Here is a 12,212-nt window from a genome sequence, read left to right as displayed (position 1 = left end):
AAGCAGAGGGAAGGAGGGGGAAGGGAAGGAGGGGGAGGGGAAGGAGGGGAGACGGACTGCGGCGGCTGCGCGTTCTCGCCGTCCGCTAGTCCAGGAGCCGGTCGCCGCGGACCGCCCGGCCCTCGGCCGCCAGGTGCTCGGGCAGCACCCGGCCGAAGAGCTGCCGGGTCCGTTCCACGCTCCCGATGACGCCGGGGCGCTCGCTGTAGGCGAATATCGCGGAGTGGCGCGCGACCTCGCCGCGCACCGGGCTCACCCGGTGCAGCGAGTAGCGCCCTTTGAACAACTGCAGGTCACCCGGTTGGAGGGGGAGACGCCGGGTCAACCGCTCGCCCCGGCCGTCCACCACGTCCCGGACGTCGTCGAAATTCTCGTCCTGCGCGGTCCGGATGTTCGGGCAGTACTCGAAGACGCCGCCGTCCTGCGCCTGCTGGGTGAGCATGCTCACGGTGAACTCGTTGGTGTCGAAGTGCCAGGGGTGCTCCATGCCCGGCGCGACGACGTTGAGCACCAGCCCGGAGAGCGGGTCCGCCAGCTCGTGCAGTTCCGGCAGTTCGAAGCAGCGGGCGATGAAGTGCCGGAACACCAGGTCGGAGTAGAGCCGGCTGATGAGGGAGTCCGCGGGGATGCGGTCCCGCGCGACGAACGCGTTACCCCGCTCGAAGGTCTTCCGGCCGGGATGGTCCTCCGGCAGCGCCGAGTCCACCGCGATGTTGTAGACGTTCACCGTCTCGACGTCGTGGTACGCCCGGGGGGCGATGTCCGAGCATTCCTGCCGCAGCGCATCGCGCAGCGACGGGCGGACGAAGTCCGGCAGCACGGTGCAGCCGAGAGCCGACAGGTCGTGCCGGGCACGGGAGACCACGGCCTGTCCCCGGGGGCTCGCGAGTTCCGACAGGGGATAGCGGGCCGTGTCCACCAGCTGATCAAGCGTCAGGGATTCCGAAGAACGCATTCGATCCTCTCCACGTGCGGGCCGCCCCTCGCGCTCGAGATGTCAGCAACTCGACTGGTGGGAAGGGCACTTGAAGTTCCCACAGCAGCGAGGTGTTGTCTGTGACGCGTCACACTGCCGCACTGTGAGCAGATTCTGGCCACCGACGTATACGTTCCACCCGGACCGGCGTGGTACGGCGCGACGGCATCCGCCCGGAACTCGGACGAGTATGCCGATGCCCCAACGGGAAGCCCTGCCCTCCGGATTCTCGTCGTCCGAAGGGCAGGGCGTCGTCCAAGGCGGGCAAGTCGGCCGCAGGAGGCTACGTCCGCGGCGCCGCGAGCAGCTTGCCGCTGATCAGGCCGTGGGCCGTGCGGACGGCGGCCACCGACCAGGCGGTCACCAGCAGGACGTACAGGGCGACGGCGAGCACCTCGAAGGCGGCCAGTCCGGTGTGCCGGGCCAGGCCCTCCGCGCCGGTCACACAGGTGCCCACCGGGAAGGTGAACGCCCACCAGGTCATCGCGAAACCCATGCCCTCGCGGCGGGCCCGTACGACCATCGCGACGGCCAGCGCGAGCCACAGCAGCGCGAAGCCCAGCACGGGGACGCCGTAGAGCACGGCCAGGAGCGCGAAGCCCTGGTCGTAGGGGGCGGGCACCACACCGGGCGCCGCGTCCGCGAACTTGCCCACCGCGGTCGTCGACTGGCCCAGCGGGCCGAGCACGAGGAACAGGGTCGGGGTGAGCGCGAGCGGCAGCGGACCCCCCGTGACGAGCCGGGCGAAGATGACCGGCAGCATCACGAAGGTGGCCAGCAGGCTGATCCCGAACATCGCGACGCAGGCGAGGAGCAGGGTCTCCCGGGGCTGTCCGGCCGGCAGATGGGGAACGAGGAGGGGGCCGACGGCGGCCGACACCATGGGGGCGACGATCGGCAGCAGCCACACGGGGGACGCCTGTCCGGGCTCTATGCGATGCCGTACGACCATGAGGTACGGGACGGCCACGGCGGCGACGAGTCCGATCAGCGTCCCGGCGGTGAACAGGACGGCGTCCACGGCGACCGCCGCCGGGGTCCCGATCCAGTCCCGGCCGACGAGCATGGTGCCGCCGCCCACGGCGAGCAGGGCCATCGAGAGGCAGCCGTAGAAGGGGGCCATGGCCGGGTCGAGGAGGTGGGCGCGGGCCTGGTCGCGGTGGTACGTCCAGTGCAGGGCGCGGGCGGCGAGCAGCGACACCAGCAGCGTGAGCGAGAGGGCCCACACGACGGTGCAGGCGGTGCGCAGGCCCGGCACGTCGAAGGGGAGCCCGGCCCCCGCCGTGGCCACGATGGCGGTGCCCATCACGGAGGCGTACCAGTTCGGGCCGAGCTGCCGGACAGCGGCGATGGCGCGGTTTCCCGGGACACGGGGGGTTTTCGTGCCGAGGACGGTTTCCGCCTGATGGGCGGACAGGGGCTGGGCTGCGGTGACCATGACCCCACGGTCGCGCCGCCGCGGGTTCCCCACCAGGGAGTGCGCGCCTATGACGGCATAAGCTGGCTTTATGAGCAGCAGCGCTGAGGATCGCCATGAGTAGCGGTGCTGAGGATCGGCCCGGCGTCGGGATCGCGCACCGGGTACCCGATCTGGGCGCGCTGGAACTGCTGCTGGCGGTGGCGCGCCTCGGCAGTCTCGGACGCGCCGCCCGTGAGGTGGGGATCACCCAGCCGGCGGCCAGCAGCCGCATCCGTTCCATGGAGCGGCTGCTCGGGGTGGCGCTCGTCGACCGTTCGCCGCGCGGGTCCCGGCTCACCCGTGAGGGGGCGCTCGTCACGGACTGGGCCCGGCGGGTGGTGGACGCGGCCGAGGCGTTCGACGCGGGGGCACAGGCCCTGCGCGACCGGCGCGACTCCCGGCTGCGGGTGGCCGCGAGCATGACCATCGCCGAGTATCTGCTGCCCGGCTGGCTGATCGCCCTGCGCGCCCAGCGTCCCGACACGGCCGTGTCCCTGCTCGCCGGGAACTCCGCAGGCGTCGCCGAGCGGCTGCTGACGGGTGAGGCGGACCTCGGGTTCGTCGAGGGGCTCTCGGTGCCGTCCGGTCTCGACGCCACCGTCATCGCGCACGACCGGCTGATCGTGGTGACGGCGCCCGGACATCCCTGGGCGCGTCGCCGGGCGCCGCTGGCGGCGGCGGAGCTGGCGGCCACGCCGCTCATCCTGCGCGAGGAGGGGTCGGGCACGCGTCAGGTCCTCGACTCCGCGCTCGGAGGGCTCGCGCGCCCGCTGATCGAGCTGTCGTCGACGACGGCGGTCAAGGCCTCCGCCGTCAGCGGCGCGGGACCCGCCGTGCTCAGCGAGCTCGCCCTGGGGGAGGAGCTGTCCGCCCACCGCCTGGTGGGCATCCCGCTCGCCGACGTGCAGCTCACCCGCGCCCTGCGGGCCGTCTGGCCGACGGGGCACCGGCCCACGGGCCCGGCCCGCGATCTGCTCTCGCTGACGCGGGGGGCGTAGCGGCACAGGCTTTTTTCGCCCCCTCCGCCCCTACCCTCCCCCAAGGTCTCGGCTTCGCTCGACCAGGGGGACCCCCATCGTCCCTGGAGGCTGCCGCCCCCGGACCCCCGCTTCGGCCTGAACGGCCTCGTCCTCAAGCGCCGGACGGGCCGAAACTTTCCGGCGCCCCGCACCTCAAGCGCCGGAGGGGCCGAACGTCGACGCCGCCGCGACCAGGCCCCGCATCACCCGCAGGTCGTCTCCCATCTCCGGGTGCCACTGGACCCCCAGCGCCCAGGCGGGGCCCGGGAGCTCGATCGCCTCCACGGTGCCGTCGGCCGCGTGCGCGCAGAACGTGAGACCGTCCCCGAGACGTTCCACCGCCTGATGGTGGTACGTCGGCACGGCGCACGGCTCCGGGACGAGACCGGCGTACCGCGTCCCCGGAACAGGGGTCACCTCGTGGTGCCCGACGACGCCCGTGGCCTTCACATGCCCGTCGAGGTGCTGGACGAGCGTGCCGCCGAGGGACACGTTCAGGAGCTGGTGGCCCCGGCAGATGCCGAGCAGCGGGGTGCCGGAGTCCAGCGCGGCCCGGATCAGGGCGAGTTCCCAGGCGTCGCGCACGTGGGCGGGCGGGCCCGTACGCCGTGAGCGCTCGGCACCGTACCGGGCGGGATCGACATCGGGGCCGCCCGCGACGACCACCGCGTCGAGCCGGGCGACGGTCTCGCGCGCCAGCGCCGGATCGTCCGGCGGCAGCATCACGGCGAGTCCGCCCGCCCGCTGCACGAGCCGCGGATAGCCGGCCGGCAGCAGCGCGGCCTCCAGCTCCCACACGCCCCAGCGCGCCCCGGCCTCCAGATACGTACTCACACCGATCAGCGGCCTGCCCACGCGCTACTCCCTCGGATCCGGGTCGCCACGGCGCCCATGAACGGCGACACCAATGGAAAGATCTCATACCTTTACGGAGCGAGGGGCGCAACGCGGGACTCCACGCGGCGCCTCCCGCTCACGCCGGGACCCGCGCCGCCCGCCCACACCGGGAACGCGTTTTCCGCTCACGCCGGGACCCGCGCCCCCGCTCACGCCAGGAACCCCCGCAGCAGCGCCGCCGTGCCCGCGCAGTGCTCCCGCATCATCTCCCGCGCCCCGTCCGCGTCCCCGTCGAGCACCGCCTCGACGATCGCGGTGTGCTGGCGCTGCGAGTGCTCCAGGTTGCGGACGAGCAGCGGGATGCAGTCGAGCAGGTCGTTGACCCCGGCGCGGACGGCCGCGTACCGCTCCGTGAGGGAAGGGGAGCCGCACAGCTCCGCGAGGGTGAGGTGGAGCCTGGTGTCCAGGCGCCGGTAGTCGGCCAGTGGGGCGTCGTTCGTGCGCTCCAGCGCCTCGCGCAGGCGCCCGGCCCGCTCCGCGTCGAGCCCGTGTGCCGCGCACAGCCCGGCCGCGCCCACCTCCAGGACCTCGCGGAAACGCAGCACGTCCTCGATGTCGACGGCGGCCACCCGGCGGCGCAGCTCGTGCTCGCCCGGTGTGTCGGTGCGCGCCAGTACGAAGGTGCCGCCGTACCGGCCGCGCCGCGACTCGACCAGACCCTGGTCCTGGAGCACCTTCAGGACCTCGCGCAGCGTCACCCGGCTGATGCCGAGCCGCTCGGCCAACTCCCGCTCCGAGGGCAGCCGTCCACCGCCCGGCACCAGGCCGAGCCGGACGATCTGGAGGATCTGCTCCAGCGCCTCCTCGAAGCCGTTGCCCGCCCGCACCGGCCGCAGGACCGGCGTCAGCCGGTCGTCCGTACCGCGGTCGGGTTGCGCCCGCGTCATCAGGTCGCGCCCCCTTCCCAAGCAATGGTTCTCCGCAATACCTTATGGCCCTCGGCTGACCCAAGGAGGCTTTTCCGGTGGCAGACCGCACACCCCCGCTCTCCGTCGAAGAACTGCGCCGTCTCGTCGAGGCAGGGGACATCGACACGGTCGTCCTGGCCTTCCCCGACATGCAGGGGCGGCTCCAGGGCAAGCGGTTCGCCGCGGCCTTCTTCCTCGACGAGGTCCTGGAACACGGCACGGAGGGCTGCAACTACCTCCTCGCCGTCGACACCGACATGAACACCGTCGACGGATACGCCATGTCCTCCTGGGACCGCGGCTACGGCGACTTCGCCATGCACCCCGATCTCGCCACCCTGCGGCGCGTCCCCTGGAACGAGGGCACCGCCCTGCTCATCGCCGACCTCGCCTGGAACGACGGATCCCCGGTGGTCGCCGCGCCCCGCCAGATCCTGCGCCGCCAGCTCGAACGCCTCGCCGAACTCGGCTACACCGCCCAGGTCGGCACCGAGCTGGAGTTCATCGTCTTCAAGGACACCTACGAGCAGGCATGGGACACCGGTTACCGCGGACTCACCCCGGCCAACCAGTACAACATCGACTACTCGGTCCTCGGGACCGGACGCATCGAGCCCCTGCTGCGCCGCATCCGCAACGAGATGCAGGCCGCGGGCCTCACCGTCGAGTCCGCCAAGGGGGAGTGCAACCCCGGCCAGCACGAGATCGCCTTCAAGTACGACGAGGCACTCGTCACCTGCGACCAGCACGCCGTCTACAAGACCGGCGCCAAGGAGATCGCCTCCCAGGAGGGCGTCTCTCTCACCTTCATGGCGAAGTACAACGAGCGCGAGGGCAACTCCTGCCACATCCACCTCTCGCTCGCCGACGCCGACGGAACCAACGTGATGGCCGGCTCCGCGCAGGACCCGGGTGGCATGTCGGAGGTCATGCGCCACTTCCTCGCCGGACAACTGGCCGCCCTGCGCGACTTCTCCCTCCTGTACGCGCCCAACATCAACTCGTACAAGCGGTTCCAGCCCGGCTCCTTCGCGCCGACCGCCGTCGCCTGGGGCCACGACAACCGCACCTGCTCGCTCCGCGTCGTCGGCCACGGCCGCTCGATGCGCTTCGAGAACCGGCTGCCCGGCGGCGACGTCAACCCGCATCTGGCCGTCGCCGGACTCGTGGCGGCCGGCCTGTACGGCATCGAGCGGAAGCTGGAGCTGCCCGAGGCGTGCTCGGGCAACGCCTACACCGCCGAGTACGCGCACGTGCCCACCACCCTGCGCGAGGCCGCCGAGCTCTGGGAGAACAGCCCGATCGCCCGGGCCGCCTTCGGTGACGAGGTGGTCGAGCACTACCGCAACATGGCGCGCGTCGAACTGGAGGCCTTCGACGCCGCGGTGACCGACTGGGAGCTGCGCCGCTCCTTCGAACGCATGTGAGGACCCCCTTGCCGCACCCGCACGCATCGCAGCCGCACGCATCGCACCCGGACGCGCCGCGCCCGTCGTACCCGTACACCTCGCCCCCGTACGACCACGAACTCCAGGTGCTCGACCCGGCCACCGAAGAGGTCGTCGCCACCGTCCCGGCCGCCACCGCCCAGGACGTCGGGGACGCCGTCGTACGGGCCGCGAAGGCGCAGGTCCGCTGGGCCGCCCTCGCGCCCGCCGACCGGGCCAGGCTGCTGCGCCGCTTCGCGGCCGTCGTCGACGGTCACATCGAAGAACTGGCCCGCCTGGAGGTCCGCGAGGCCGGCCACACCCTCGGCAACGCCCGCTGGGAGGCGGGCAACGTCCGCGATCTGCTCGACTACGCCGCCGGGGGAGTGGAGCGGCTGACCGGCCGTCAGATCCCCGTCCCCGGCGGCCTCGACATCACCCTTCTCGAACCGCTCGGCGTCGTCGGCGTCATCGCGCCCTGGAACTTCCCGATGCCCATCGCCGCCTGGGGCACCGCACCGGCCCTCGCCGCGGGCAACGCCGTCATCCTCAAGCCCGCCGAGACGACCCCGCTCACGGCACTGCGGCTGGCCGAACTCGCCCTGGAGGCCGGCCTGCCCGACCACCTCTTCCAGGTGCTGCCCGGCGCGGGGCCCGTCGCGGGCGCCGCGCTCGTCGACCACCCCGGCGTCGCGAAGATCGTCTTCACCGGGTCGACCGCCGTCGGCAAGCAGGTGCTGGCGAAGGGCTCCGCCCTCCTCAAGCGCGTCACCCTCGAACTCGGCGGCAAGAGCCCCAACATCGTCTTCGCCGACGCCGACATCGAGGCCGCCGCGGCCGCCGCCCCCATGTCCTTCCTCGACAACTCCGGCCAGGACTGCTGCGCCCGCACCCGCATCCTCGTCCAGCGCTCCGTCCACGACCGCTTCCTCGGACTCCTCGCCCCGGCCGTCGAGTCCGTCGTCGTCGGCGACCCCTCCGACGAGCGGACCCAGATGGGCCCGCTCATCTCCAGGGCCCAGCTGGAACGCGTACGGTCCTACGTCGACACCGACGCCCCCGGTATCCGGGGCAAGGCCCCCGAGGGCCCCGGCTTCTGGTTCGCGCCCACCGTCCTCACCGGCGTCGACCCCGGCGCGCCCGTGGCGGTCGAGGAGGTCTTCGGCCCCGTCGCCGTCGTGCTGCCCTTCGAGGACGAGGCCGACGCGATCCGGCTCGCCAACGCCACCGACTACGGCCTGTCCGGCTCCATCTGGACCCGCGACGTCGGCCGCGCCCTGCGCGTCTCCCAGGCCGTCCGGGCCGGCAACCTGTCCGTCAACTCCCACTCCAGCGTCCGCTACTGGACCCCCTTCGGCGGCTTCAAGCAGTCGGGAATCGGCCGCGAACTCGGCCCGGACGCCCTCACCGCCTTCACCGAGACCAAGAACGTCTTCATCAGCACGGAGGGTCCCGCACAGTGACTTCAGACACCCCCGAGATCATCTGCCGCCGCCTGGTGGGCCGCACCGCCGTCATCACCGGCGCCGCCAGCGGCATCGGCCTCGCCACCGCGCGCAGGCTCGCCTCCGAGGGAGCCCACGTCGTCTGCGGCGACATCGACGAACAGCACGGGAAGGCCGTGGCCGCGGAGGTCGGCGGTACCTTCGTCAAGGTCGACGTGACCGACCCCGAGCAGGTCGAGACCCTGTTCAGGACGGCGTACGACACCTACGGCTCGGTCGACATCGCCTTCAACAACGCGGGTATCTCGCCGCCCGACGACGACTCCATCCTGGACACGGGACTGGAGGCCTGGAAGCGCGTCCAGGAGGTCAACCTCACCTCCGTCTACCTGTGCTGCAAGGCCGCCATCCCCTACATGCGCCGCCAGGGCAGGGGCTCCATCATCAACACCGCCTCCTTCGTGGCCCGCATGGGCGCGGCGACCTCCCAGATCTCGTACACGGCCTCCAAGGGCGGTGTCCTGGCCATGTCCCGTGAACTGGGCGTCCAGTTCGCCCGGGAGGGCATCCGGGTCAACGCCCTGTGCCCCGGACCGGTCAACACCCCACTGCTCCAGGAGCTGTTCGCCAAGGACCCCGAGCGGGCCGCGCGCCGGCTGGTGCACATCCCGGTCGGGCGCTTCGCCGAGGCGGACGAGATCGCGGCGGCCGTCGCGTTCCTCGCCAGCGACGACTCCTCCTTCGTGAACGCCACCGACTTCCTTGTGGACGGGGGCATTTCAGGCGCCTACGTCACACCGCTGTAGCCCGCACGCGTGAGCGGTCCGCGGGCGCCAGGCTCTGGGGGACGGCCCCGTGCCCGATCCCGCGGACCCGTTGTACCGCTCGTCCCGGCACGTCCTAGAGTGCCGGGATGAGCATGACGCCTCCACCCGGCTGGTACCGCGACCCTTCGTACCCGCTCGTCGAGCGCTGGTGGGACGGGACCACGTGGACCGACCACCGGCGTCAGCCCGAGACCCCCCAACAGCCCCTGATACAGACCCCGCCGCCCGGCGGCTCCGGACGCGCCAAGGCCGTCGCCCTCGTGACGGCCGCCGTCGTCCTCGTGGCCGCGATCGTCACCGGCGCCGTACTGCTGCGCCACGACGACGGCGGCGACGAGGCCGCGGCGCGGACCACGCCCGCGGCCACCTCCCCCACCCGGAGCGACGACCCCTCACCGTCACCGTCCGGCCCCTCGCCGTCGGCCGGTGACCCGTCCGTCGTCGTGGACGAACTCGACGGCATCACCTTCCCGGTCCTCGACGGCTGGGCGAAACCGCAGTACGTCGCCGACCACGACATGGTGCTGACGACCCCGCGAACCTACGACTGCCCGGGCGACCCCGGCCTGTGCCGGCACGGACGGGTCGAGGCGCGTACCGCGACGGCCACCGACGAGACGTCGCCGAAGGCCCTCGCCGAGGGGGACATCGAGGACGCCGCCGACAGCGCGTACGGCCACGACCTCGTCGGCAGCCGCCCCTTCCGGGGCATCACCTCCCACCGGCTGGTGAAGTCCGGCTCGGTCGCCGTCGCCGGGCGCGCCGGGTATCTCGTCCGCTGGAAGGTCAAGACCGGTGTGGGGCCCGGGGGTTACGTCGAGTCGTTGGCCTTCCCGTCCAGCGTGGGCTCGCAGTCCCTGGTCATCGTCCGGTTCGCCTTCGACGCCGGTGCCGACGGGCCGCCGCTGTCCGACATGGACCGGATCACCGCAGGCATCCGCTCGGTGGGCGACAAGGACACCGGCGGCGGTGTGGGCAGCAGCATCGGCCCGTCCGAGTGAACGACGCCCGCCGGGCCGGGGACAGGCGTCCCCGGTCCGGCGGGCGTGATCCCGCGGATCAGAGGAAGGTGTGGCCCTCGCCGCGATACGTCGGGACGGAGGCCGTGACGGTGTCGCCCTCCACGAGGTGCAGGGTGTCGAACCGCTCGCACAGCTCACCGGCCTTCGCGTGCCGGAACCACACCTTGTCGCCGATGAGCAGATCGTCCGCCGGGGAGCCGAGCAGCGGGGTCTGCACCTCGCCGGGACCCTCCTGGGGGTCGTACGACAGTCCCTCCGGCAGATACGGGACGGGCAGCCGGTCCGCGCCCGCGGCCCCGGACGCGGGATATCCGCCGCCCAGCACGGTCACCACACCCACACCGGGCCGGCGCACCACGGGCTGGGCGAACAGCGCCGCCGGGCGTCCGCTGAAGGACGTGTAGTTGTCGAAGAGCCTCGGCACGTACAGTCCCGACCCGGCCGCGATCTCCGTGACCGCGTCCTCGGCCGCCGTGTGCTGGACGCTGCCGGTGCCGCCACCGTTGACGAATTCGAGGTCCGGTTCGACGGCCCGTACGGCCCGGACGACCTCAGCGCGCCGCTCGGCGAGCTCCTTGCGCGCCGTGGCCTGCATCAGCCGCACGGCACGCGAGCGCAGCGGCCGTCCCGAGACCGCGTCGCCGACGCCCGCTATGTGGCCCTCGTACGCCATGATCCCCACCAGCTTGAACCCGGGGGCGCGTCCGATGGCACGGGCCATCTCGGCCACCTGGGCGGGGGAGTGCAGCGGCGAACGCAGCGCTCCGACCCGGACCCGGCCGCCGAACAGCTTGAGCGAGGTGTCCAGCTCCAGGCAGACCCGCACGACCTCGGTGCCGCCCTCGCGTGCCTCGTCGATGAGGCGGAGCTGCGCCGGATCGTCGACCATGACGGTCACCGAGGCGGCGAGCTTGGGGTCGGCGGTCAGCTCGGCGTAGCCCTTGCGGTCGGCCGACGGATAGGCGAGCAGGACGTCGTCGAAACCGGACCTGGCCAGCCACAGAGACTCGGCGAGGGTGAACGACATGATCCCCGCGAAGCCGTCCCGGTCCAGGACGCGTTCCAGGAGAGCGCGGCAGCGGACGGACTTGCTGGCGACACGGACCGGCTTCCCGCCGGCCCTGCGAACCAGGTCGTCCGCGTTCGCGTCGAAGGCCTCCAGGTCGACGATGGCGACGGGGGCGTCGAGGTGAGCGGTGGCCCGGTCGTAGCGGGCCCTGTCGGCGGCACGGGCAGTCATGGACGAAGACTGCCAGACTCCATTACCGCAGGGTAGGGGGACGTTCCGGGCAGATGCCCCGGGGCCTCGTACTGGTTCCCGCCCGAGGCGCGTCAACCCGTAGAGTGACGCGGACGCAGGGAGGAACGACCTTGCCCCGGCGGACCCTGCCCGGGTGACGGTCCACCGGTGCGGGTATGCGTGCCCGTGGCGAACCTTCAGCGCACACGAACGGCTCGCCGGGTTACGGGGCGTCCGACAGCCCGGTACGAGGAAACGGGGGGTGTATGGGTACGGAAGCGCGGCGCGCCTCGCATCCCCAGCGTCCCTCCGTCCCGCCCGCCTCGGCGCCGCCGGCCCCCAGGACTCCGCCGCCCCCCGCGAACCCACCGGGCGGTCCGGCTCCCGCTCACCCGCCGGTTCCGCCGAAGCCGGTCCGCTCGCCCGGGCCGGATCTGTCGGGCGGGGAGGACTGGTCCGCCGAGGGCCCCACGCCGAGCGCCCAGGGGTCCCCCTACGGATCCGGGCAGGCGGCGTCCGACCGCGCCGCGGCGGTCCCGCCGCGCCCCGCGAGCCCGCCCCGTGGCGCGGCCCCGTCGGTGCCGCCCCAGCCCGCAGGGCCGCCGTCCGCGCCGACGCGGTCCGGTGCGCCGGGTGGACGATCCGCGGGCGGTGGTGCCTTCCGCTCCTCCGGCGATGCCTCCGCGCCGGGTTCCGCCCCGGCTTCATCCGCCGAGCCGAGGCCCGGACACGCCCCTCGGGTGCCCGCGCCGCCGCCGTCCTTCGACTTCTTCGACATGTCCACGGAGCCCGAGGCGCCGTCCGGTACGACGAACGCCCCGAGGCCTGCTCCGCCGTCCGAGCCGCGGCCGGCCTCGTCGGGTACGCGGGCGTCCACCGGGCCCCACGGGACCGCTGCCGTTTCGGCAGGCAGGCAGGGTGCTGCCACGTCCGGTGCGTCCGGCAGGCAGGGTGCTGCCGCGTCCGGTGTGCCGGATTCAGCCGCTCCCAGT

General features: G+C 72.8%; 11 protein-coding genes. 5 read left to right on the top strand and 6 right to left on the bottom strand.

Annotated elements, in window-relative coordinates:
- Positions 1 to 85: 85 nt before the first annotated feature.
- Positions 86 to 955, bottom strand: coding sequence for a HalD/BesD family halogenase (locus OG410_RS09545; protein WP_329298718.1), 870 nt, complete (start codon positions 953 to 955; stop codon positions 86 to 88).
- 304 nt (positions 956 to 1,259) lie between these two features.
- Positions 1,260 to 2,414 carry a TDT family transporter gene (locus tag OG410_RS09540; protein ID WP_329298716.1) on the bottom strand — a complete coding sequence of 385 codons (1,155 nt, stop codon included), beginning with the start codon at positions 2,412 to 2,414 and terminating at the stop codon, positions 1,260 to 1,262.
- Between the two features lie 95 nt (positions 2,415 to 2,509).
- On the opposite strand from OG410_RS09540, the gene OG410_RS09535 reads away from it, so the two are divergent.
- Positions 2,510 to 3,433, top strand: coding sequence for a LysR family transcriptional regulator (locus OG410_RS09535; RefSeq protein WP_326788806.1), 924 nt, complete (start codon positions 2,510 to 2,512; stop codon positions 3,431 to 3,433).
- 174 nt (positions 3,434 to 3,607) lie between these two features.
- On the opposite strand, the gene OG410_RS09530 is transcribed toward OG410_RS09535, so the two are convergent.
- Complete coding sequence (locus OG410_RS09530) at positions 3,608 to 4,309, bottom strand: gamma-glutamyl-gamma-aminobutyrate hydrolase family protein (RefSeq protein ID WP_329298715.1); 702 nt, start codon at positions 4,307 to 4,309, stop codon at positions 3,608 to 3,610.
- Between the two features lie 191 nt (positions 4,310 to 4,500).
- Positions 4,501 to 5,238: a FadR/GntR family transcriptional regulator gene (locus OG410_RS09525; protein WP_329298714.1), complete on the bottom strand. Its 738-nt coding sequence runs from the start codon at positions 5,236 to 5,238 to the stop codon at positions 4,501 to 4,503.
- A gap of 77 nt (positions 5,239 to 5,315) precedes the next feature.
- On the opposite strand from OG410_RS09525, the gene OG410_RS09520 reads away from it, so the two are divergent.
- The 4 genes from OG410_RS09520 to OG410_RS09505 all read left to right on the top strand — a co-directional run bounded on the left by OG410_RS09520 (position 5,316) and on the right by OG410_RS09505 (position 9,959).
- The gene (locus tag OG410_RS09520; RefSeq protein WP_329298713.1) at positions 5,316 to 6,686 is read left to right on the top strand and encodes a glutamine synthetase family protein; all 1,371 of its coding nucleotides are present in this window, start codon (positions 5,316 to 5,318) and stop codon (positions 6,684 to 6,686) included.
- Positions 6,687 to 6,793: 107 nt separating this feature from the next.
- Positions 6,794 to 8,149 (top strand): aldehyde dehydrogenase family protein, encoded by a 1,356-nt coding sequence (locus OG410_RS09515; protein WP_329304070.1) that lies wholly within the window; start codon positions 6,794 to 6,796, stop codon positions 8,147 to 8,149.
- Complete coding sequence (locus OG410_RS09510; protein ID WP_329298712.1) at positions 8,146 to 8,937, top strand: 3-oxoacyl-ACP reductase; 792 nt, start codon at positions 8,146 to 8,148, stop codon at positions 8,935 to 8,937. The genes OG410_RS09515 and OG410_RS09510 overlap by 4 nt, the downstream gene beginning before the upstream one ends.
- Positions 8,938 to 9,044: 107 nt before the next feature.
- Positions 9,045 to 9,959 (top strand): DUF2510 domain-containing protein, encoded by a 915-nt coding sequence (locus tag OG410_RS09505; protein ID WP_329298711.1) that lies wholly within the window; start codon positions 9,045 to 9,047, stop codon positions 9,957 to 9,959.
- A 58-nt stretch (positions 9,960 to 10,017) separates the two neighbouring features.
- On the opposite strand, the gene OG410_RS09500 is transcribed toward OG410_RS09505, so the two are convergent.
- Together OG410_RS09500 and OG410_RS09495 are read right to left on the bottom strand one after the other, a co-directional pair.
- The gene (locus OG410_RS09500) at positions 10,018 to 11,220 is read right to left on the bottom strand and encodes an amino acid deaminase/aldolase (protein WP_329298710.1); all 1,203 of its coding nucleotides are present in this window, start codon (positions 11,218 to 11,220) and stop codon (positions 10,018 to 10,020) included.
- Positions 11,221 to 11,713: 493 nt separating this feature from the next.
- A complete protein-coding gene (locus OG410_RS09495; RefSeq protein WP_329298709.1) occupies positions 11,714 to 12,097 on the bottom strand; it encodes a hypothetical protein in 384 nt (127 codons plus the stop codon).
- Between the last annotated feature and the right edge of the window lie 115 nt (positions 12,098 to 12,212).

It is taken from the genome of Streptomyces sp. NBC_00659 (genome assembly GCF_036226925.1).
Classification (GTDB): Bacteria; Actinomycetota; Actinomycetes; order Streptomycetales; family Streptomycetaceae; genus Streptomyces.
This window is presented reverse-complemented; position numbering and strand designations above follow the sequence as displayed.

Bases quoted from the DNA above. Each gene is read 5' to 3' on its own strand.
- OG410_RS09545 (WP_329298718.1), bottom strand. From the start codon at position 955: ATGCGTTCTTCGGAATCCCTGACGCTTGATCAGCTGGTGGACACGGCC.
- OG410_RS09540 (WP_329298716.1), bottom strand. From the start codon at position 2,414: ATGGTCACCGCAGCCCAGCCCCTGTCCGCCCATCAGGCGGAAACCGTC.
- OG410_RS09535 (WP_326788806.1), top strand. From the start codon at position 2,510: ATGAGTAGCGGTGCTGAGGATCGGCCCGGCGTCGGGATCGCGCACCGG.
- OG410_RS09525 (WP_329298714.1), bottom strand. From the start codon at position 5,238: ATGACGCGGGCGCAACCCGACCGCGGTACGGACGACCGGCTGACGCCG.
- OG410_RS09505 (WP_329298711.1), top strand. From the start codon at position 9,045: ATGAGCATGACGCCTCCACCCGGCTGGTACCGCGACCCTTCGTACCCG.
- OG410_RS09500 (WP_329298710.1), bottom strand. From the start codon at position 11,220: ATGACTGCCCGTGCCGCCGACAGGGCCCGCTACGACCGGGCCACCGCT.